Source organism: Solihabitans fulvus (assembly GCF_008386585.1).
Taxonomy (GTDB): Bacteria; Actinomycetota; Actinomycetes; order Mycobacteriales; family Pseudonocardiaceae; genus Solihabitans; species Solihabitans fulvus.
The window spans coordinates 72707-93015 of record NZ_VUOB01000054.1; the positions used below are offsets into that span (position 1 = coordinate 72707).

21 protein-coding genes and 1 pseudogene are annotated in these 20309 nt (G+C 71.1%); 8 read left to right on the forward strand and 14 right to left on the reverse strand.

Annotation, left to right across the window (positions count from 1 at the left end):
* Positions 1-226 precede the first annotated feature (226 nt).
* The 4 genes from F0L68_RS27625 to F0L68_RS27640 all read right to left on the reverse strand — a co-directional run bounded on the left by F0L68_RS27625 (position 227) and on the right by F0L68_RS27640 (position 4127).
* Entirely contained in the window at positions 227-400 is a 174-nt protein-coding gene (locus F0L68_RS27625; RefSeq protein ID WP_149852746.1) for a CsbD family protein, read from the reverse strand.
* A gap of 58 nt (positions 401-458) precedes the next feature.
* Complete coding sequence (locus F0L68_RS27630; RefSeq protein WP_149852747.1) at positions 459-620, reverse strand: hydrophobic protein; 162 nt, start codon at positions 618-620, stop codon at positions 459-461.
* A 172-nt stretch (positions 621-792) separates the two neighbouring features.
* Positions 793-2895: an alkaline phosphatase family protein gene (locus F0L68_RS27635; RefSeq protein WP_149852748.1), complete on the reverse strand. Its 2103-nt coding sequence runs from the start codon at positions 2893-2895 to the stop codon at positions 793-795.
* A 161-nt stretch (positions 2896-3056) separates the two neighbouring features.
* The gene (locus F0L68_RS27640; RefSeq protein ID WP_149852749.1) at positions 3057-4127 is read right to left on the reverse strand and encodes a DUF2855 family protein; all 1071 of its coding nucleotides are present in this window, start codon (positions 4125-4127) and stop codon (positions 3057-3059) included.
* An 89-nt stretch (positions 4128-4216) separates the two neighbouring features.
* On the opposite strand from F0L68_RS27640, the gene F0L68_RS27645 reads away from it, so the two are divergent.
* Positions 4217-6154 carry an ABC transporter ATP-binding protein gene (locus F0L68_RS27645; RefSeq protein ID WP_149852750.1) on the forward strand — a complete coding sequence of 646 codons (1938 nt, stop codon included), beginning with the start codon at positions 4217-4219 and terminating at the stop codon, positions 6152-6154.
* Here the strand turns inward: F0L68_RS27645 and F0L68_RS27650 are convergent.
* Entirely contained in the window at positions 6151-6897 is a 747-nt protein-coding gene (locus F0L68_RS27650) for an MBL fold metallo-hydrolase (protein WP_149852751.1), read from the reverse strand. The two genes, F0L68_RS27645 and F0L68_RS27650, sit on opposite strands and share 4 nt — an antisense overlap.
* A gap of 43 nt (positions 6898-6940) precedes the next feature.
* On the reverse strand, positions 6941-7594 hold the full coding sequence (locus F0L68_RS27655; protein WP_188316866.1) for a DUF4230 domain-containing protein: 654 nt from the start codon (positions 7592-7594) through the stop codon (positions 6941-6943).
* Between the two features lie 86 nt (positions 7595-7680).
* Here F0L68_RS27655 and F0L68_RS42700 point away from each other — a divergent pair, with 86 nt between their 5' ends.
* On the forward strand, positions 7681-7854 hold the full coding sequence (locus F0L68_RS42700; protein ID WP_188316867.1) for a hypothetical protein: 174 nt from the start codon (positions 7681-7683) through the stop codon (positions 7852-7854).
* A 96-nt stretch (positions 7855-7950) separates the two neighbouring features.
* Here F0L68_RS42700 and F0L68_RS27660 read toward each other — a convergent pair whose 3' ends face one another.
* Positions 7951-8697 carry a GAF and ANTAR domain-containing protein gene (locus F0L68_RS27660; protein WP_223199173.1) on the reverse strand — a complete coding sequence of 249 codons (747 nt, stop codon included), beginning with the start codon at positions 8695-8697 and terminating at the stop codon, positions 7951-7953.
* Between the two features lie 228 nt (positions 8698-8925).
* On the opposite strand from F0L68_RS27660, the gene F0L68_RS27665 reads away from it, so the two are divergent.
* Positions 8926-10110 carry an AI-2E family transporter gene (locus tag F0L68_RS27665; protein ID WP_149852752.1) on the forward strand — a complete coding sequence of 395 codons (1185 nt, stop codon included), beginning with the start codon at positions 8926-8928 and terminating at the stop codon, positions 10108-10110.
* Between the two features lie 71 nt (positions 10111-10181).
* Here F0L68_RS27665 and F0L68_RS27670 read toward each other — a convergent pair whose 3' ends face one another.
* Both F0L68_RS27670 and F0L68_RS27675 read right to left on the reverse strand, forming a co-directional pair.
* Positions 10182-10592 carry a DoxX family protein gene (locus F0L68_RS27670; protein ID WP_223199174.1) on the reverse strand — a complete coding sequence of 137 codons (411 nt, stop codon included), beginning with the start codon at positions 10590-10592 and terminating at the stop codon, positions 10182-10184.
* A gap of 142 nt (positions 10593-10734) precedes the next feature.
* Positions 10735-11181: an Lrp/AsnC family transcriptional regulator gene (locus tag F0L68_RS27675; protein WP_149852753.1), complete on the reverse strand. Its 447-nt coding sequence runs from the start codon at positions 11179-11181 to the stop codon at positions 10735-10737.
* A 92-nt stretch (positions 11182-11273) separates the two neighbouring features.
* Between F0L68_RS27675 and F0L68_RS27680 the strand changes: the two genes are divergently transcribed.
* Together F0L68_RS27680 and F0L68_RS27685 are read left to right on the forward strand one after the other, a co-directional pair.
* On the forward strand, positions 11274-12140 hold the full coding sequence (locus F0L68_RS27680) for an LLM class flavin-dependent oxidoreductase (protein WP_149852754.1): 867 nt from the start codon (positions 11274-11276) through the stop codon (positions 12138-12140).
* Positions 12137-12562 carry a nucleoside deaminase gene (locus tag F0L68_RS27685; RefSeq protein WP_149852755.1) on the forward strand — a complete coding sequence of 142 codons (426 nt, stop codon included), beginning with the start codon at positions 12137-12139 and terminating at the stop codon, positions 12560-12562. The genes F0L68_RS27680 and F0L68_RS27685 overlap by 4 nt, the downstream gene beginning before the upstream one ends.
* Here the strand turns inward: F0L68_RS27685 and F0L68_RS27690 are convergent.
* The 3 genes from F0L68_RS27690 to F0L68_RS27700 form a co-directional block, all read right to left on the reverse strand.
* Positions 12553-13128 (reverse strand): DUF5994 family protein, encoded by a 576-nt coding sequence (locus F0L68_RS27690; RefSeq protein WP_149852756.1) that lies wholly within the window; start codon positions 13126-13128, stop codon positions 12553-12555. The two genes, F0L68_RS27685 and F0L68_RS27690, sit on opposite strands and share 10 nt — an antisense overlap.
* A gap of 135 nt (positions 13129-13263) precedes the next feature.
* Positions 13264-13731 (reverse strand): NUDIX hydrolase, encoded by a 468-nt coding sequence (locus F0L68_RS27695; RefSeq protein WP_149852757.1) that lies wholly within the window; start codon positions 13729-13731, stop codon positions 13264-13266.
* An 87-nt stretch (positions 13732-13818) separates the two neighbouring features.
* Entirely contained in the window at positions 13819-14712 is an 894-nt protein-coding gene (locus F0L68_RS27700; RefSeq protein WP_149852758.1) for a TetR/AcrR family transcriptional regulator, read from the reverse strand.
* Between the two features lie 95 nt (positions 14713-14807).
* Here F0L68_RS27700 and F0L68_RS27705 point away from each other — a divergent pair, with 95 nt between their 5' ends.
* A complete protein-coding gene (locus F0L68_RS27705; RefSeq protein ID WP_149852759.1) occupies positions 14808-16727 on the forward strand; it encodes a right-handed parallel beta-helix repeat-containing protein in 1920 nt (639 codons plus the stop codon).
* A gap of 96 nt (positions 16728-16823) precedes the next feature.
* Here F0L68_RS27705 and F0L68_RS44785 read toward each other — a convergent pair whose 3' ends face one another.
* Positions 16824-17111, reverse strand: a complete 288-nt coding sequence (locus F0L68_RS44785; RefSeq protein WP_368732283.1) for an MmyB family transcriptional regulator — start codon at positions 17109-17111, stop codon at positions 16824-16826.
* Positions 17104-17733: pseudogene (locus F0L68_RS44930) on the reverse strand (helix-turn-helix domain-containing protein); the annotation flags it as partial. The pseudogene F0L68_RS44930 and the gene F0L68_RS44785, both read right to left, overlap by 8 nt.
* Before the next feature lie 123 nt (positions 17734-17856).
* Here F0L68_RS44930 and F0L68_RS27715 point away from each other — a divergent pair.
* On the forward strand, positions 17857-19284 hold the full coding sequence (locus tag F0L68_RS27715; RefSeq protein WP_223199177.1) for an MFS transporter: 1428 nt from the start codon (positions 17857-17859) through the stop codon (positions 19282-19284).
* Between the two features lie 97 nt (positions 19285-19381).
* On the forward strand, positions 19382-20245 hold the full coding sequence (locus tag F0L68_RS27720; RefSeq protein ID WP_149852760.1) for a class II glutamine amidotransferase: 864 nt from the start codon (positions 19382-19384) through the stop codon (positions 20243-20245).
* Positions 20246-20309: the final 64 nt, after the last annotated feature.

Genomic DNA, 20309 nt, shown 5'->3' on the forward strand with positions numbered 1-20309 from the left:
GCCGAGGAGTCCCACTCTCCCGCCTTGCCGCCGCGCCGCGCGCCATACCTAAAGCGGTTACCTCGCGGTGTTGCTGGCCTGTGTGAGTGAGCATGACACGCGGCTTGGCGCATCGCGGTGGTACGCATCCATCCGCACCAGGGATGTCGGCGCGGAGAGCGCAGCCGAATGCCGCCGCACAGGGGCGGCCGGTCGAATCGGCCGCCCCTGCACTGTTGCACCAGGCTTACTTCTTGAAGGCGTCCTTGACCTTCTCGGCGGCCTGCTTCAGGTTGCCCTTCACCTGATCCGCCTTGCCCTCGTCGGCAAGCTCCTGGTCGTCGGTGGCGTTGCCGACGCCTTCCTTGGCCTTGCCCTTGAGCTCCTCGGCCTTGTTGTCGATCTTGTCACCGGTACCCATGTTCACTCCTTCGTCAGTGCTCTCGTGGTCCGCTCGAACGGTCTCGGTTCGCCCGCTGTCACCAGCGGTACCAACGGCCTCCGCCCTCGGCGCTGCGAACGAGAAAGCCCAGAATCCACACCACGAGGACGATTCCAGCGATGACCCACAGGGCGTGCACGGCGAAACCGGCGCCACCAAGCAGCAGGGCCAGTAACAGCACGAGCAGAATCGCAAGCATCAGATCTCTCCTTAGGGTGGGGCATTCAACAAGGGACTACCCGGGAATCCCCCGCCCTAAACAGGCAATGCGCGATGCGGCCACGATCACGGTGCCGACCGGAGCTCACTCCGGTCGGCACCGTTCGCTATCGGGCGCTACTGGGACGTGCGGCCATTGGCGCGCGGCGGCCCTACCGCCAGACGTCGTTGATCGGATTGGCGTACTGGTCGTTCTGGGTGAGCCGGCCGAGACCGAGCGCGTCTTCCATCGTGCGCAGCACGTTGTAGTGCGTGTACTGGGTGTTGGAGTTGTATCCCGCCTTCGTGGTGCCCTGGGAGCCGACCAGAATCGTGGGAATGCGTTGGCCGTGCGCGGAATCGTCCTCGTCGAAGGTGATGACCAGCAGTGAGCGCTGTTGCGTCCAGGCCGGCGAGTTGAACAGCGTCGGCAGGTTGTTCCGCATCCACGCGTCGCCCGTCGCGACATCGCAGTCGTGCATGGTGTTGCAGGAGTTCGGCTCGAACCACACGAGGTTGGGCGTGGTGGCGGTGGAGCGCAGGTCGGTCCACAGCTGCGTGACGGGCTTCAGCTTGTCCTGGCAGCGCGCCGGATCGGCGGCGATGTCGTGGAAGAACAGGAACGGCAGGTTGTCCGGGTCGTAATGTCCGTTCTTGGCCAGGTTGCACGGGCTGTGCATGTCCTCGACGTAGCCGCGCCAGCTCCGGCCGGCCTGCTCGGCCAGGTCGCCGATGTGCGGTCCGGTCAGCGATCCGATCGCGCCGGGCATCGGGTTGTCCACGTGCCCGAACGTCGAACCGCCGGCCACCGCCATGTAGTTGGGGTCGCTGGGGTGGATGAGGCCGTAGGAGCTGCCGAGGGCGACGTTGCCGTTCGCGAGCCCGCTCAGGTACGGCGCGGCGGAGTTGCCGATGACCTGGTCGTAGGACTTGTTCTCCAGCATCACGAAGAACACGTGGTCGAACGCGGGGACGGCAGGCGCGGCCGGAGCGGGCACCGCGGGAACCGGCAGCGCGGTGGACAGCGTGAGCGCGAGGTCGTCCGCGTAGGCGTCGTTGTACCGGTTGGCCCGGTTGGGATCGCCGGTCAGCTGGAGCGTCGTCCCGATCGAGCGGGTGCCGGCCGGCACGCCGCCGGCCGTCGCGCGCCGCAGCAGCGCGGTCGCGTTGCCCCGGTCGGCCGAGGTCACCGGGCCGAGCTGGGCGGTGCCGAGGGAGTTCCCGCCGCCGTCAAGGAAGGCGACGCGCACGGTCGCCGTCGACGTCTCCGACGCGTAGCCGCCTAGCCAGCCGGACAGGTCGTAGGTGACGCCGCCGCCGTCGATGGCGGCGCCGGCCGCCGAGACGTCGGCCGTCTGGGTGAGCGTGGCGTCACCGACCGGGCCGCCGGAGAAGAACTGGTTGCCCCGCACCGAAGGGCCCGCGGTGCTCGGCGACGGGAAGCCGTTGCCGGTCGGGTAGCCGACCACGCTCGGCAGGCCGGTCACCCGCCACCCCGGCACGGTCACGCCGTCGTAGCCGCTCGCGGACGGGTTGCCGCATTCGGCGTCACCGTTGACGATCAGGTTCGGGCTGCCGCCCTGGCCGCCCGAGGTGACCGCGAACGGCGTCGGGTTCGCGAGCTGCGTCGAGCCGTCGTCGTAGAGGTAGTAGGCCGCGTAGTTGCCCGCCGCAAGGCCGCTGGTCGACAGGCGCACCGAGCCCGCGGCATTCGGGGCGTACGCCCACACCAGGGAATTCGACGTGCCCGGTTTCTGACCGTCGGCGTAGATGCCGACCCAGTTCGTCGAGGAGACCCGCGTCGTGGCGTACGACGCGACCACGTCCTGCCCCTGCGGGTAGCCCACCTGGCCGGTGCACAGCATGCCGTTGGGGGTGCCGGTGCTGGTCGCGCTCAACACGGTGAAGAACACCGAGTTGGCCAACTCGGTGTACCCGTTGTTGTAGAAGAACCTCGCTCGGTAGCTGCCGGGGGCGAGCGAACCGGTCGCCAGGGTCACCGATCCCGACGCGTTCGGCGTGTAGGCCCAGACCAGCGACGACGTCTGCCCAGGCGTGGCGTCGCTCTGGTAGACGCCGACCCAGTTCGTCGAGGAGACCTGGCCCGTCGCGTAGGAGGCGATCACGCTCTGGCCCTGCGTGTACGTGGGGTGGTCGAGGGTGACCGTACTGGCCGCGGCCGACGCCGGCAGGGCACCGGCCGAGGTCAGCAGCGCCAACACCGTCATGATCAGCAAGGGCAGCGATCGTCGCCATCGCAGTGCGGGTCGAGACACGATTCGTCCTCAGCCTTCGGTAGCCGAACTTGGTTGTACATGTCACGCACAGCGAAGTCGGCGGCGATGAAGTCGGCGTGAACTGCGAACGCCGACAGCGAACTCATCGGGCGAACATGGCTGAACATGTTCGGTTCAGTTGGCGGCGTCGACCGGATCGGTCAGAACGTGACGATGTTGCCGACCCTCGGCTCGCTGCGTCCGGACGCGACCTCGAGCCACACGTCCCGCAGTGCCTCCGGCCCCTGCTGCGCACGGACGTCGACCCAGCCCCGCACCGAAGGCACGAAGCTCAGCCAGGCCTCGGCGAAGCGGCGGTCCAGCTCCTCCCTGCCCCAGTCCTCGACCCGCTTGCGCAGCTGGTTCGGCGCGAAGAACACTGCGGTGCGCGGGCCGTTCAGCTCCTTCGCGCCGGTCCGGTCCTGGTGGGTCACCCCGATGATCTCCTCGCGCACCAGCCATTCGCCGAGGTATCGCTGGAGCCGCCCGCGCACCTCGGCGTTGCCGGCCAGGTCCAGGTAGGCCGTCGGCGCGGTCGCGTCCAGCTCGTGCAGCGCGTCGTAGGTCAGCACCCGGTCGTAGCAGCCGAGGCTCTCGGCGAACGCGACGTTGCCCGGCGAGGTGAGGCCGACGACCTGCGGCCCGGTGCCTTTGAGCAGGAAGGCCGCGCCGTAGGCGGTCTTGCTCGACGCCGACGACAGGGCGAGGACGTCCGCGCCGTGGAACCCGTTGTCCGCCAACTGGTCGGCCAGCATGTAGGAGGTGAAAAAGAGCGGCCGGTAGAGCACCTGGAGGTCCTCCAGGTCCGGCTCGTAGGCTGGGTCGGCGGCGGTCAGGACGTAGCTGTTGTACGGCGAGGGCAGCCCGGCGCGGTGTTGGCTCGCGTCGCGGAAACCCCTGGGGTCCACCCGGTCCGGCCGCACCACCAGATGACCTGCCGGCGGCAGGTAGCCGTACACGCGCGCGCCGACCTCGACGCCGTCGACGGCGGAGGCGACCACCTCGGCGAAGCCCCACAGCGGCACGTGCCCCCAACCGGGCTCGGCGGGGAAGAAGTCCCAGTAGTGGAAGGACTCGCCAAGCACGGCGTAGGTCACGTTGTTCGCCGTCACCCCGACCCGGTCGACGCGCAGCAGCGCCTCGCCGGCGCCGCACTCGGGCACGGCCAGCTCCGACAGGGCCGTGCGGGACAGGTCATCGCGGGCGACCGCCAGGGTCCAGGACATGGTCATGCGACAAAACGTACTGGGAAACCCACTGTCCGGTCAGGCGGCAAACCTGCTTGCCTGGTGGGAGGTCGGTCGCGGCGAAAGGACGAGACGTGTTCCCACGGAAGAAACCCGTGCCGGACAACCCACTGGACGGCACCGGCGAGGAAATGGTCATCCCCTCCTACGTGTCCTTCGACGACGCCGCGGCCCGCACCTCGTTGTGGCGGATGCTCGCGCGACTGCCGTCGACCGTGGTGTCGATGCTGGCCACCGCCCGCGCCACCGCGCCGACCACCGTGGTTGTGCTGCTGGCCATCGAGATCACCTCGGGTGTCGCGTCGGGGCTTGGCCTCTACTCGACGGCGTCGGTGCTGCGCCAGCTGCTGACCACCGGCCCGACCCCGCAGCGGCTGATCGCCGCCCTGCCGGCGCTCGCCCTCGTCGTGACGTTCCTGAGCGTGCAACAGCTCGGCGGCACGCTCAGCGCCTACCTGTCCCAGACGCTCTCCGCGCGCATCCAGTACCGGGCCGCGCAGCAGTTGATCGCGGTGGCCTCGCACGTCGACCTCGCCGCCTACGACGACCCGAACTGGTTCGACGGGCTTGACCGGGCCTACGACTCGTCCATGGCGCACATCGCAGGCGCGTTCTCCCGCATGGTCACCGCGCTCGGCTCGCTGATCTCCCTGCTGGCCACCGCGGTCACGGTGACCGCGCTAGACCCGTTCCTGCTGCCCGCCCTCGTGCTGTCGACGCTGCCGGCCTCGCTGGCCGCGTTGCAGGCGTCCCGGCTGCTGTACGACTCCGTCCGCCGCACCAGCACGCTGCGCAGGCGCCGCTGGCTGATCACCAGGATGATCCGCAACGAGGAGCCCGCCGCCGAGATCCGCGCCTACCGCGCGCAACCGTTCCTGTTGCAGGAACTTCAGCGGATCGGCGGGCTGCTCGAACAGGAGGAGGTCCGGCTGGCCGGCGTGCAGGCCCGCACCACGCTGCTCGGCCGGGTCGCCGGCGGCATCGGCCTCGGCCTCGCCTACGGGCTGCTGGGGCTGTTCCTCTACACCGGCCGCATCCCGCTCGCCGTCGGCGGCGCGGCGCTGATCGCGATCCAGGTCGGGCGGGCGCGCCTGACGGACATGCTGCTCGCGGTGTCCCGGCTGTACGAGCAGAGCCTCTACGTGGCCGACTACGACACGTTCCTGACCGACGCCAAGGGCCGCACCCATCCCGGCGGCGGCCGGCCCGCCCCGACGACGCCGGAGCGCTACCGCGTCGAGGACGTGTCGTTCGCCTATCCCGGGGCCGAGCGGCAGGCGCTGTCGCACGTCACCCTGGAGTTCCGGCGCGGCCAGATCATCGCGCTGGTCGGCGAGAACGGCTCCGGCAAGTCGACGCTTGCCAAACTGTTGGCGGGCCTCTACCACCCCGACAGCGGCCGGATCCGCTGGGACGAGGTCGACCTGGCCGAGGCCGACCCGAACACGGTGCGCGACGGCGTCGCGGTGGTGATGCAGGACCCCATCCACTGGCCGACCACGTTGCGCGCCAACGTCCGAATCGGCCGCATCGACCGGCCCGACCCCGACGACGTGGCGCTGCGGCACGCCGCGCTGGCCTCCGGCGCCGACGTCGTCGCCGACCAGCTGCCGCACGGCTGGGACACGATGCTGTCGCGGCAGTTCGTCAACGGCGTGCGCCTGTCCGGCGGGCAGGAACAGCGGGTGGCCATCGCGCGCGGCCTCTACCGGGACGCCGACCTGATCATCGCCGACGAGCCGACCGCCAACCTCGACGCCCGCGCGGAGGCGCAGGTCTACGAGTCGCTGGCGACGCTCGCGGCGGGCCGCACCACGATCCTGATCACCCACCGGCTCGCGTCGGTGCACATGGCCGACTACGTCTACGTCCTGCACGACGGCGAACTCGTCGAGGAGGGCACCCCGCTGTCGTTGATCGCCGAGGGCGGCCGATTCGCTGAGCTGTACCAACTCCAGTCGCGCAACTACCAGACCGGGCCCGTGCCCGCGCCTGCCGAAGATGGCGGTTAACCCAGGTCCAGCACCAGGTCGAGGACGGCCGTGCCTAGGTCGCCGGTGTACGCGACGCCCGCGGCGGCCTCGGCGGCGGCCGGATCGGTGTCGGGCCACAGGTGGGTCAGCAGCAGCCGCCCGACACCCGCGTCGCGGCCGTACTCGCCGGCCTGTCGCGCCGTGGACAGGTAGGGGGCATCGGCGGCCGGCACGATGTGTTCCGGGAAGGTGGCCTCCGCCAGCAGCACGTCCGCGTCGCGGGCCATCGTCACGATGTCCTCGCTCGGCCCCGTGTCCCCGGTATAGGCCAGCACCCGGTCCCCCGCCGTCAGCCGCATGCCCGCGTTGGGCACGAAGTGCGGCAACGCCCAGGTCTGCACGCGGAACGGGCCGACCTCGACGGGGCGGGCCGGGTCGAGGTCGTGCAGCGCGTACGAGCCGGCCAGCATCCTCGCGTTGTCCAGCGCGAGGACCGCGTCGAGCGCGCCGGGCGGCGCGTGCACCGGCAGCGCGGGCGGCGGCTGGTCGCCAAGCGCCCGCGCCCGCAGCAACGGGTTGAGGTCGGCGCAGTGGTCCGGGTGGCCGTGGCTGACCAGCACGGCGTCGATCCGCTCGGCCGCGACCGTGGCCAGCAGCCTCGGCAGGGTGGCGTAGCCGGGGTCGATCAGCAGGCGAAAGCCCTCCCGCTCAACGAGATACCCGCTGCACGCCTGTCCCGCCGAGGGCCACGCCCCGCAGCCGCCGAGTACGGTGATCTTCACCCGATCACCCTAAGAGCTAACGCCGGTGCCGTCGACCGGTGGGTCAGCCGGCGTTCGGCTTGTCGAAGGTCACCGTGATGTTCTTGAAGCCGAGCGACTGGAGCAGGCCGACCAGCATCGTCTTCGTGTTGCGTTCGGCGTCCGCGGCGAGCGAGCTCTTGCCCGCGGCGTCCTGGATGTTGTGCTGCGCGAGTTGGTACAGGGCCTGCTGCGAGTTCGGGTTGCCGCCGAGGAACTCGTTGATCCTGGTGAACAGCCCCTGCTGCTGCGCGTAGACGTAGGACTCCTTGACGTCGAGGGTCGCGTCGGCGAGCTGGGCGTGCCCGAGCGCGAGCGTCGCCGACAGCCGGTCGTCGGACACCTTCACCGCGTCGCCCTTGAGGTGCGAGAAGTCGACGTAGGCGTTGACCGAGCCGACGCCGATGAACATGGTGTCGCTGCCCTGAAGGAAGCTCGGCAGGATCGAGCCACCGGAGGAGATGTCGACGACGACCTGGAAGGTGCCGCTGGCCGCCTCGTACCGGGACAGGTCGACGATCGACTTGAGCAGCACCGGCCCCGACCGTTCCTGCGTGGTCTCGCCGAACGGGTTGCGCAGCTGCGGCAGCAGGTGGACCGCCGATCCGACGAGCACGGCTCCGATGAGCACCACCACGGCCACGAGGGCCCCGATGACCCTTTTGCGCCACTTCAGCATTGGCAGTTCACTCCTACGCGGTGGTCGCTCCATCCTACCCGGGGACCGGTACGGTGCGACGGACGGTGTTGACATACGGAGGCGTCGTGCGCAGATCTGTCCTGCTGTGGCTGCTGCTGATCCTGTTGGCCATCCTGGTGTTCGGGATGATGTTCGGCGGCTACCGCAAGGGCTCGAAGATCAATGCGCCCGACCCCGGCTCGCGTCCCGCGATCCTGGTGCTCGCCGACGCGGGCGGCCCGTCGCGGGCCGCATGGTGACTCAGCGCCGCTGTTCACCCTGACATACCCAGTCATGCCGAAGGGATGCCCGTATTTCATTGCGGCCAACCAGTTTCCCGCCCGCCGCACCGATCGTCACCGCGAGACCGACAGGCCGAACTTCGCCAGGCCGACCTCGAGATCGTGCTGCTCGTGCGCGGCGACCAGCGTCGCGGCCACGTCGCGCAGCTTGATGTTGTGGTGCTGCGACGCCGTGGTGAGCGCGGCGAACGCGGTCGTGGCGTCGTAGCCGTTGCACTGCATCAGCAGGCCCTGCGCCTGCCCGATGACCGTCCTGGTCCGCAGGGCGCCCCGCAGCTGCTCGACCAGGGACTTGCTGTCCTGGTAGAGGGTGACGTTGTCGAAGACGACCCCAGCGTGCAGCGCGAACAACAGCACGACGTCGAACGAGGTCTCGCCGAACTTCCCCGGCTCGCGGGAGAACAGCGTGAACACCGCGGACGGCTCGGTGTCGGTCACCAACGGCAGCGCCAGCACGCTGCGATAGCCCGCCTGCGCCAGCAGGTCGGCGTACGCCGACCACCGCTGGTCGGTCCTGACGTCGTCGAGCCTGCGGGGCTCGCGGTAGACCAGCGACTCCAACACCGGGCTGGCGACGGGTGCCGGGTCGTCCGGCCGGCAGGCCAGCAGCGGCTCGCCGGCGCCCGCGACGGTGTCCGCGCCCCGATCCGTCAGCACGGTGATGGTCGCGTGATGGCACCCCGGCACGGTGCGCACGACCCTGGCGACGTAGCGCTCCAGCGTCGCCGGCACGTCGTCGTGTTCGACCAACCGAGTGACCTCGGCCAGTTCTTGGCCCAACGTCAGCATTTCGGCGTTCACCCGCGCACCTCTCCCGTTGGTTCCGACCAGGAGATCGTTCCCCGGATCGGACTCCGGCAAACCTGAGTGCGCGGCATCGCGGCAACGCGCCCGCACGGCGCGGCGGGTCTATCGTCCGATGCACGGACGGCGCCGCGCGGCGGACCACCGATCGGCCCACCGTCCACATGGGCCGTTCACGGCCGGACGGTTCCTCGCGTCGCCGACGGCGACGCAGAAGGGAGTGACATGTCCGACTCGCACCGACGCGATCCCGACGCGGCCGAGGGCGGCCACCACGATCTGGTCGGGCAGCCGCACTCCGAGGACGAGGGGCCCGTCGCCGAGGCGGAGGCGGTCGCGGCCGAGATCAGCACCCCTCAGCAGCCGATGGGGCAGCCGGGCAGGCCGGTCGACCACCGGTCGCCGTTCTTCGTCGGCATGGCGGGCGCGGCCGGCGTCGCCGTCACGGTCGGCGTGGTGGAGCTGGTGATCACCGCTCAGGACGTGTTGGTGCTGATCGGTTTGGCGCTGTTCCTCGCGATCGGGCTCGAACCGGCCGTGTCGTTTTTGGCCCGCGACCGGCTGCCCCGGTGGGCGGCGGTGACCATCGTGTTCGGCTCGATGGTGCTGATGGTCGGCGGCTTCCTCGCCGCGGCCATCCCGCCGCTGGTCCAGCAGTTCAGCTCGTTCGCCGAGCAGGCGCCGAAGTACCTGCACGGCCTTCAGGACCACAACTCGCTGCTCGGCAGGCTCAACGACCGGTTCCAGCTCCAGCAACACCTTCAGGACCTGCTCACCAGCGGCGGGTCGGGGATGGTCAACGGGGTGCTCGGCGCCGGCAGGGTGGTGTTCAGCGCGCTGGGCAGCCTGCTGGTTGTCATCGTGTTGACGGTGTACTTCCTCGCCGACCTGCCGAGGATCCGCCGCAACCTCTATCGGCTGGTGCCGCACTCCCGCCGCCCGAGGGTGATCCTGATCGGCGACGAGATCTTCGCCAAGGTGGGCGGCTACGTGCTCGGCAACGCGCTGATCTCGGTGATCGCCGCCGCCGTCACCTTCGCCTGGCTGTCGATCTTCGACGTGCCCTACCCGTTGCTGCTGGCGATCCTCGTCGCGGTGCTCGACCTGATCCCCGTGATCGGCTCGACCATGGCCGGGGTGCTGGTCGCCCTGGTGGCGCTGACCGTGTCGCTGCCGGTGTGCCTGGCCACCATCGGCTTCTTCCTGGTCTACCGGTTCACCGAGGACTACCTGCTGGTGCCCAAGATCATCGGCCGGGTGGTGAAGGTGCCGGCGCTGGTCACCGTCGTCGCGGTGCTGCTTGGCGGCGTGCTGCTCGGCGTGATCGGCGCGATCGTGGCCATCCCGATCGCCGCCGCCGTCCTGCTGATCCTGCGAGAGGTCGTGTACCCGCGCCTCGACGAGGCCTGAGGTGCGGCCGCTCGCCGAGCAGCCGCTCGCGCCCTCGGGCGGTCATTCCGTCCGGGAATGACCGGAACCGCTTAGTCCGCCACGACCCGGCGTCCGGCCAGCGCCATCGACTGCGACTTCCCAGCCATAGCAGGGAAAAGCGTGCCGATGGTGCGGCTCTGCGGTCGCAGTGCCCACGACACTACCGAGCACAGCGCGAAAAGGCCGGGCCAGATCAGGTGTTGCGCGCTCGAACCGGAGAACGCGTGCGACGCGACCGCGCCGGTGAGCTCGAAGAACGTGCCGGCGTAGGCCCATTCCTTGAGCCGGGGGAAGCGCGGGGCAAGAATCGCGACCGCGCCGGCGATCTTCCAGAACCCGAGAATGGTCAGGATGTAGGGCGGGTAGCCGATCTTCACCATCCCCTCGAGAGTCTCCGGCCGGTGAATCAGGTCCGCCACACCACCGGACAGCCAGGTGAAGCCGATAGTCGCGGTGGTCAACCAGAAAACGATCAGTCGTGTCTTGCCCATCGTCGTGTCCCCTCGTCCTGCCACCACCCGAATGTGGCGCGTCACTGCTATGACGGATCGGGGCGAACGGATGTGACTGGCGGGATGTCGGGGCGTCGCCGCGCGGCTGCGGTCAGGGGCCCTGCGGTCCCCGGTAGGCCAACGTCTGGCTGTAGACGAGATTGGTGGTGGTGTCGCCGAACTGGGCCAACTCGTCGACGAGCTTTTCGAGGTGCCCCATGGAGGTCGCCGCGACCTTCAGCGTGTAGCAGTCGTCCCCGGTGGTCCGCAGGCACTCCAGGATCTCGACGCGGTCGTCGAGGTGACGCAGCAGCGGCCCGTGTTGGTGCCCGGCGTACTTGAGGCGCACCACGGCGAGCACGGCGAGGCCGACCTTCGGCAGGTCGACCGTGGCCCGGTAGCCGGTGATGACGCCGGCCGTCTCCAGCCGCTTGACCCGCTCGGTGGTCGCGGAGGCGCTGAGGCTCACCCGCCGCCCCAGCTCCGTGAGGGGGATGCGGCCGTCGCGCTGGAGCTCGACCAGGATGGCCCAGTCGGTCGCGTCGAGACTCTCGGTCATACGCCGAATCTACCGGCAGATCCACTGCGGATCGACCCCAACACGGGGACCATTCTCTTCCGGGCGCCCTGTCCGCCGCATAGCCTTGATGAGTGCGAATTGGCGTGAACGTACCGAATTTCGGTCAGGGCACCGATCCTGACGCGCTCCGCCGCTGGGCGCGGACCGTCGAGGGGCTCGGTTTCGACCTGCTGATGGTCTCCGACCACGTCGCGGTGACGCCCGACGTCGCCGAGCAGTATCCGGCGCCGTTCTACGAGCCGTTCACCACGCTGTCCTGGCTGGCCGGCGTGACCGACCGGATCGGGCTCGGCACCACCGTGCTGATCGCGCCGTACCGGCATCCGCTGCTCGTGGCGCGGATGGCCGCGAACCTCAACCAGCTCAGCGGCGGCCGGCTGGTGCTCGGCGTCGGCGTCGGCTGGGCGCGGCAGGAGTTCGCGGCGCTCGGCGTCCCGTTCGAGCAGCGCGGCAGGCTGACCGACGCGACCCTGCGCACGCTGCGCGCGGCCTGGGCCGACGACGCCGACTACCGCAGCGGTCGGCCCCCGATCTGGGTCGGCGGCAACAGCGACGCCGGGCTGCGCAGGGCCGTGCGGCTCGGCGACGCGTGGCATCCGCTCCGGCGCACCCTCCCCTGGCTGCGCGAGGCGCGCGACCGGATGCGGGCCGTCGCGGACGAGCAGCGGCGGCCGGTGCCGGCCTTCGCGCCCAGGATCGCCCTTCGGCTCACCGACGCGCCGCTCGCCGACCCGGACCGGCTGGCCGGCGAAGGCACCATCGAGCAGGTCGTCGACGACCTCGACCAGCTGCGGCTGCTCGGGGCCGACACCGTCGTGCTGGATCCCTTCAACGGCGACCCTGCCGAAACACTGCGCCCGGAGGCCGCCTGGCAGGCGCTCGCCACCGTGGTCGCCACCTGGAACCCCAGCACCACACAATCAGAAACGGAGCGATGATGAGCAACGACGAGGGTTTTCTCCGCAGGGCCATCGGGCTGGCCGCGTCGGCGCGGGAGGCGGGGAACCCGCCGTTCGGCTCGCTGCTGGTCGGCCCCGACGGGACCGTGCTCGCCGAGGAGCGCAACACCGTGCTCACCGACCGCGACATCGCGGCCCATCCCGAGCAGAAGCTGGCCAGGTGGGCGGCCCGCGAGCTGGACGCCGAGACGGCGGCGGCCACCACGATGTACACCAGCTGCCAGCCCTGCACCATGTGCGCGGGCGCGATCGACCGCTCCGGCCTCGGCCGCGTCGTGTTCGCGCTGTCCGGAGAGCAGTTGACCGGCCTCAAGCCGCCGGCCGACCCGCCGAGGGTGCTTCTCGAGGGGCCCGCGCTGTTCGAGGAGGCGCGCGTGCCGCTGGAGGGCTACTACCGCTGACGCCGCGCGGCCACGGGCTCCCTGCCACGCAGGTGGCCGCCCTCGAACTCCCACCTGGCCTCGGCGTCGTCCTGTGTGGACGGACCGGTGTCGTCCATGGTGGACCGGGGTGTCGGGATCGCGTGACCCGTCCCGCAGGAGGCCAGCAGCCGCTCGGGGCTGTCGGTGTTGCCCCGGGTGGCCGCGGTCATCATCGCGTCGTGGCCGGCGGCCTCCGACGCGCCCGGCGGCACCACCAACAGGCTGACGCGCTGCCGGTCCGGCCCGGAGACGTGCACGATGTTGTTGTCCTGCGTGCGGAATCCCTCCAGCCGGACGGGCTGGCCGGCGACCTCGATGCGGCGCGGGGTCTCCGGCCAGGCCGCCATGGCGTACGCGACGCGGGTGACCGCGCCGAGCCGGACGCTCAGCACCTCGATCAGTGCCGGCAGTTCCCTGGACAGCTCGCGCGAGTGCGGCCACCAGGCGCCGTCGACGTGGCCGATCGCGCGCGCCTTCGGCTTGAGCCGCAGGCGCAGTGTTCGACGCGCCTGGTCGGCGGCCGTCGTGGGCACGGTGGATGTCATGGCCCTGGCTCCCGTCCCGGCCGCCGGGCGACCGCTGGGAGATGCGCCGAGGACGACGCCGGCTCCACTGCCGGCGTGCGACGTGCTCTCGGTGCTGACGACCCTAACGCGGCCCTCCTGGTCGTGCTACCCGCGTCACTCCCCGAGATGCCGCCGCAGTCGGTCGAGGAAGTCCCGTTGCGCGGCAACCAGCTTCGCGGCGGCCTCCGCGAGGCCGAACCAGGCGGCGCGGTCGACCTCGGGGAACTCCCTGAGCCGCCCCGAGCCCTTCGGCCACTCCATCTCGAAGGTGCCCGGCACGACGTCGGCCGGGTCGAGGTCGCCCTCGACGGCCCACACCGTCACGACCTTGCCGCTGGACTGGGTGACCGAGCCGAGGTCGACGAGGTCGCCTGAGGGCACCGGCAGGCCGAGCTCCTCGGCGAACTCGCGGCGCGCGGCGGCCAGCGGCTCCTCGTCCTGTTCCAGCTCCCCCTTGGGCACCGACCAGGCGCCCTCGTCGCGCCGGGCCCAGAACGGGCCGCCCATGTGCGCGATGAGGACCTCGGTGTCCGGGCCGGTCCTGCGAAACACCAGGATTCCCGCGCTGCGCGTCGCCGCCATGTCGGCGATTCTGCCCGGTGGCAACGGATCCGGCGCGCGGGCCCCTGCCCGGACCCGCATCGGCGGTGGCGGTAGTCCGCGCGCGGACTACCGCCCGGCGTGCCGCTGCCGGTAGGCGCGCTGTTGGCAGGCGCGCGAGCAGTAGTCCCTCGGCCGGCCCCTGGCGCCGCCGTCGATCGGCCCGCCGCAGACCGAGCAGCCCGCCACCGACGCCGTCGCCGTATTTTCATCACGCTTTTCATCACGCTTTTCAACGCGACGGCGCCGCACGAGCAGCTCGACGCCGTCCAGCGTGCGGGCGAGGCCGAAGTCGAACGGATCCTCTGGCTCGTCGAAGGCGCCGGCCAGCCAGATCCGGCCCAGCGCCGGATAGGGGTCCATGTGGTCGAACAGCTCGCCCCGGTCCTGCCACCATCGTTCGTGCGAGACGCCGGAACTCCGTTCCTCCCGAACGGCCTCGTCCGCCTGGCGCGCGGCGGAGCTCACGAAGCCCCCGACGAGCGAGACCACCGCGACGATCTCGGACGGCGGCAGCCCGGTGCCCTCCGCGACCAGCAGCGCCCGCTCGTAGTCGGCGAGGATGTTGGGGCCAGGCAACCGCCTGCTCCCCCCGGTGTGCACCAGCCACGGATGCCGCAGGTGCAGCGCCCAGTGCGCCCTTGCCCAGGCGTCCAGGCCGGCCCGCCAGCCGTCGTCGGCCGGCTCGACCCGCGCCAGCTCGCCGACCGCCGCGTCGCGCATCAGCTCGACGAGTTCCGCCCTGCCCGGCACGTGCCGGTACAGCGACATCGTGGTGAAGCCGAGCCGCTCCGCGATGCGCCGCATGGACAGCGCGGCCAGACCGTCCGCGTCGGCGAGCTCGATCGCGGTCGCGACGATCCGACCAAGGCTCAGCCCGGTCCTGCCCTCGCCGTCCGCGCCGCCGCCCCACAGCAGCTCGATGGTGCGGGCGGGGTCGGCCGCGTCGTTCTCGCCGGTCACCCTCGCCTCCTTCCCGCTTGACGCACACCGCGATTGACGGTTTATGGTGTACACATTCCGCGTACACCATAAACCTACTGGACGAGGAGTCTGTCGTGCCCGAGAACTCCACAGTCGAGAACTCCACAGTCGAGAACCAGGCAGCAGAGAACCAGTTCCACGTCGCGCCCTGGGGTCGGGACTCCTGGCCAGGCACGCTCGACCAGCCGTTCGCCACCCTGCCCGCCGCGCAGCGGGCCGTCCGCGCCGGCACCGCCGCGATGCGCGCCGACCTCGTCGTCAACCTGCACGCCGGCCGCCACGTCCTGACCGAACCCGTGGAATTACGCGCGGACGCCGGCGACTCCGGCCAGCACGGCCACCGGGTCGTCTACCAGGCGTACGGCCACGGCACGCCCGATCGCGCTGCGGCGGTGCTCAGCGGCGGCCGCGCGATCACCGGCTGGCAACCCGGCGACGTCGACGGGGTCTGGCTGGCCGAGGTCGGCGACCTGACCACCCGGCAGCTGTACGTGAACGGCCACAGGGCGCCGCGTGCGGCGCTGCATCCCGGCATCCCGGGCCGCGTGACGAAAACAGCGACCGGTTACGTCACGGACAGCACGGTTCCGCAGGGCTGGCGCAATCCCACCGGCATCGAGTTCGTCTTCCAGGGCGTCTATCCCTGGTCCGAGGCGCGCTGCGGGGTCGCCGCGATCTCCGGCGACGAACACTCCAGCACGATCACCATGGTTCAGCCAGGCTTCGAACGGGCGCTCGGGCTCTACGCGGCCGAATGGCACGGCGAGATCCCCAACGGCGGCGAGATCCCCAACGGCATCGAGATCCCCGCCGGGGGCGGGACCGTGGCCTTCGACGGACTGGCCGCGCCGAGCTCGGCGGAGAACAGCACCAGCTTCCTGACCGAACCCGGCACCTTCGTCCTCGACCGCAGCAATCCTGGCCGGCACGTCCTGCACTACCTGCCGCTGCCGGGCGAGGACCCGACCGAGTCCGAGATCATCGCGCCGGTCCTGGAGAAACTGGTGGTGGGCAAGGGAACCGCGGAGCACCCGCTGCACGACGTCGTGCTGCGCGGCCTGACCTTCGCGCACGCCGGCTGGGACAGGCCGAGCGGGCCGGGCGGATTCCTGCACTACCACGGCAATGCGTACTACGGCGGCGGCCCGCTCCAGCGGGTCGAGATCGCCGAGGGCATGGGCCACGTGAGCGTGCCCGGCGCGGCCGTCCTGGTGCCGTCGAACGTCGAGTTCAGCTCGGCCGAGCGGATCGCCTTGCTGGACAACACCTTCGTCCATCTCGGTGCCGGCGCGCTCGCGTTCTCCGGCGGCGGGGCGGACAACGCGGTCATCGGCAACGTCGTCGAGGACGTCTCCGGCGGTGGCATCGCGGTGAACACCGGCAACGGCGTCCGGATCGAGCGCAACCTGATCCACCACATCGGGCGCGAGTATCGGGGTTCGCCGGCCGTCTGGGTGTCCGACTCGCGGGAGACCACGGTGGCACGCAACGAGATCCACGACGTGCCCTACAGCGGCGTCGTCATCGCGGGCGGCGACAACGCGGCCAGGGTCCAGGTGGTGGAGAACCTCATTCACCACACCATGACGGTGCTCGCCGACGGCGGCGGGATCTATCTCTCCGGTCCCCAGGGTGCGTCCTTCGCTAGCGGCACCGTGGTGCGGGGCAACGTCATCCGCGACACGATCACCTCCTACAACTTTGGGCTCTACACGGACTACGGCGCCTCGTGGGTGACCGTGCAGGGCAACATCGTGCACCGCGGCGACACCCCGATCGTGCTGCGGGTGACGCCGCCGCTGGAGAACGTGGTGTTCCTCGGGAACTTCTGGGACGACTGGCCGCAGGACGTGGAACACCCGCCGGCCGGGGTCACCCTGGCCGGGAACACGGTGCTGCCGAAGGACGACTTCGACCGGGCGCTCGCCGCCGATCCCGCCGGGGCCGACATCCTGGCCGGAGCGGGCCGAGGCGACGCACGGCGCACGCGGTGACCCGACCCGCCGCCGGGCCTTCGGCGCCCGGCGGCGGGCCCGGTGTTCGCTGGAGCCAACAGGGTTCGCCCAGTCACGCGACCCGCGCGGACCGGGTCAGACGGTCGCGGCGGCCCGATCCGGTCGGCTCACCGAACCGCCGTCGGTGGTCGACCCACCGTCGGCGACGAGCCCGGCGAGCAGGCGCAGGCCCGCCTCGGACGGCGAGCCCGGCGCTGCGGTGAAGGTCACCACGCGCTGCTCGGGGTGGCCGGGGATGGCCAGCGGCTGCTGGACAAGGGTGAGCGAGCCGACCAGCGGATGGCGGTACTGCCGGACGACGTAGCGGCACTCGTCCACGGCGCGGGTCTGCCACAGCGCGGCGAACTCGGGGCTCTTCACCACCAGCTCGCCGATCAGGGCCGTGAGCTTGGGGTCGTCGGGGGTGCCGACCGGCGGCCAGCCGCAGGTGCGCAACGGCCTCCTGCACCTTGGCCCGCCAGTCCACGAACAGCTCGCGCAGGTGCGGGTCGAGCAGCACCAGCCGCGACATGTTCGGCCGGTCGGCCGGCCGCTGCGGGCTGTCGAAGTCCAGGTGCCCGGCCATCAGGGCGTGGCCGAGCGGGTTCCAGGCGAGCACGTCGGTGCGTCGCCCCATGACGATCACCGGAAAGGCGCCCATGGCGTTGATCAGCTGCGGCACTCCGGGGGCCAGCCGCTCGGCGGGCGCGGCGCGGCGGGTCGGCTGCCCTCCCCTGGCCAGGTCATGCAGGTGCGCGCGCTCGACGGCGGTCAGCCGCAGCGCGGCGGCGAGGGCGTTGAGCACCTCCTCCGAGGCGTTCCTGCTCTGTCCCTGTTCGAGGCGCGTGTAGTACTGGATGCTGACGCCGGCCAGGCGGGCCAGTTCCTCGCGCCGCAGGCCCGGCACGCGCCGCCGCGAACCGTACGAGACGAGCCCGACGTCGGCCGGGGTCAGCCGCGCCCGCCGCGACCGCAGGAACTCCCCAAGATCGTCCGTGTGCGCCATGGGACCAGTATCGCCCGGCCACCCGTCCGGGAGCCTGCCCCTGCCAGGGATACCACATCGGGGGATCTGGGCAGCGCCGGTCGAAGGCCCGAGGCTCTGTCTCACCAGAGCGAAAGGGCGATCATGTCCATCACCGTTCCCGAGGTCGCCGCCGAGGTCGCGGCACCGCGGATGACCGCGCGGCACAAGCTGATCCTCGTGCTGCTGCTCGGCACGCAGTTCATGCTGTCGGTCGACTTCTCCATCCTCAACGTCGCCCTGCCCGACATCGGCAGGGGCCTCGGCATGTCCCTGAGCACACTCCAGTGGGTGGCCACCGCGTTCGCGCTGCCGGCCGCCGGGTTCACCCTGTTGTTCGGCCGGGTCGCCGACCTGTTCGGCAGGCGCAGGCTGTTCATGACCGGGCTGGTCCTGCTCGCGGTCGGCTCGGTGGTCGGCGGCGTCGCCAACACCTCGACGCTGCTGCTGATCGGCCGGGTCGTGCAGGGCGTGGCCACCGCGATCACCATCCCGGCGGCGCTGTCGCTGATCACCACCTCCTTCCCGGAGGGCCCGTTGCGGCAACGCGCGCTCGGCCTCAACGGCGCGCTGCTGTCCGCGGGCTTCACCGTCGGCGCGCTGTTCGGCGGCCTGCTGACCGACCTGCTGTCCTGGCGGTGGGCGTTCCTGGTCAACGCGCCGATCGCCGTCGTGCTGCTGGTCGCCGCGCCCGCGCTGCTCGCCGCCGGCCGGGAGCGCAGCAGCGACAAGCTGGACGTGGCTGGCGCGATCACCGTCACCGGCGGCCTGCTCGCCCTGGTCTACGGCGTCACCGAGGCCAGCCACACCGGGTGGACCGAGCCGGTCACGCTGCTCGTGCTCGCCATCGCGATCGCCCTGCTGGTCGCGTTCGCGGTCATCGAGACCCGCGCCGCGCACCCGCTCGCCTCGGTCCGCGTGCTGACCAAGCGCACCGTCGGCTGGGGCAATCTCGGCGGCTTCGTCACGTTCACCATGGCGAGCGGGCTCGTCTTCCTCTTGACGCTCTACCTCCAGAACGTGCTCGGCTACTCGGCGCTGGTCACCGGCATCGCGTTCGGCGTTCCCGGCATCGCCGCGTGCGCCGCCGGCATCATCGCCCCTCGGTTCATCGGCCGGATCGGCGCGCAGGCCAGCCTGGTGATCGGCCTGGCCGTGCAGGGGCTGGCCACCGTCGCGATGCTGTTCATCGGCCAGGACCGCGCCGGCATCGTGCTGGTCATGGTGTCCGCCGGCGTCGGCTTCTTCGGGCACGTCTACGGCATCGTCGCCTACATGGTCACGGCGACCTCGGGGCTGCCCGACCACGAACAGGGCCTGGCCACCGGCCTGACCACGATGACCCAGCAGGTCGGGCTGACCATGGGGATTCCCGTGCTGAGCGCGATCGCCAGCGCGGGTGTCGGCGCCGGTGCCCCGGCCGACACCGTGCTCGGCGGGCTGCGCCTCGCCATCGGGGTCGACGCGGCCGTCGTGCTCGTCGGCGCCGCCCTGATCGCCGCGTTCCTCGGCGTTCGCCGCCCCGTGCGCTGACCCGATCGTGTGACATCGCGGCCGCACCCGCCGCGCCCGGTCGACGCGGGCGCGGTCGGTGTGGTGCTCTCCGGGGACCACGGGAGAGGATGGTCGCATGTGCCGGTTGTTCGGGATGTCCAGCGCGCCGCGTCGAGTGCGGGCCACGTTCTGGCTGCTGGAGGCTCCCGACAGCCTCGCGCGGCAGAGCGAGCGCAACCCCGACGGCACCGGCCTCGGCACCTTCACCCCGGACGGTAAGCCGCTGGTGGAGAAGCAGCCGCTGCCCGCGTTCCGGGACAGCGAGTTCGCGACCGAGGCGCGGCACCACGAGTCGACGACGTTCGTGGCGCACGTTCGGCACGCGTCCACCGGCGGGTTGGACGTCCGCAACACCCACCCGTTCGTCCAGCAGGAGCGGCTGTTCGCCCACAACGGCGTGGTCGAGGACCTGCCCGGGCTGGACCGGGAACTCGGCCCGTACCGCCGCCTGGTGGCTGGCGAGACGGACTCCGAGCGGCTGTTCGCGTTGATCACCAAGCACATCGACGGGCACAACGGCAACGTGACGGCCGGGATCAGCACGGCGGTGCAGTGGGTCAGCGAGCGATTGCCGCTGTACTCCGTCAACCTGGTGCTCACCACCGCGACGGACCTGTGGGCCCTGCGCTACCCGGACAACCACGACCTGCTGGTGCTGGAGCGCGAACCCGGTGCTGGGGCGGGCGAACACCTCGACCACACCAGCCGGGCGACCACGATGCGGGTGCGGTCGGGCGATCTCGCCGACCACCCCGCGGTCGTGGTGGCCAGCGAACGGATGGACGACGATCCCGGCTGGCGCCCGCTGGCGTCCGGCGAGCTGCTGCACGTGGACGGGCACCTGCGCGTCACCCGTGAGCTGGTCGTGGACCGGCCGCCCGTGCACCCGATGTCGGTGGCCGACCTCGGCTCGGCGGCCGCGTCCCAGCTGGCCCGCTGAGCGACGCCGGCTCCGGTTGTCGGTTGGTCGAGTGCCGGCCTGCGGCTCTTGTCCGCGCTGCGAC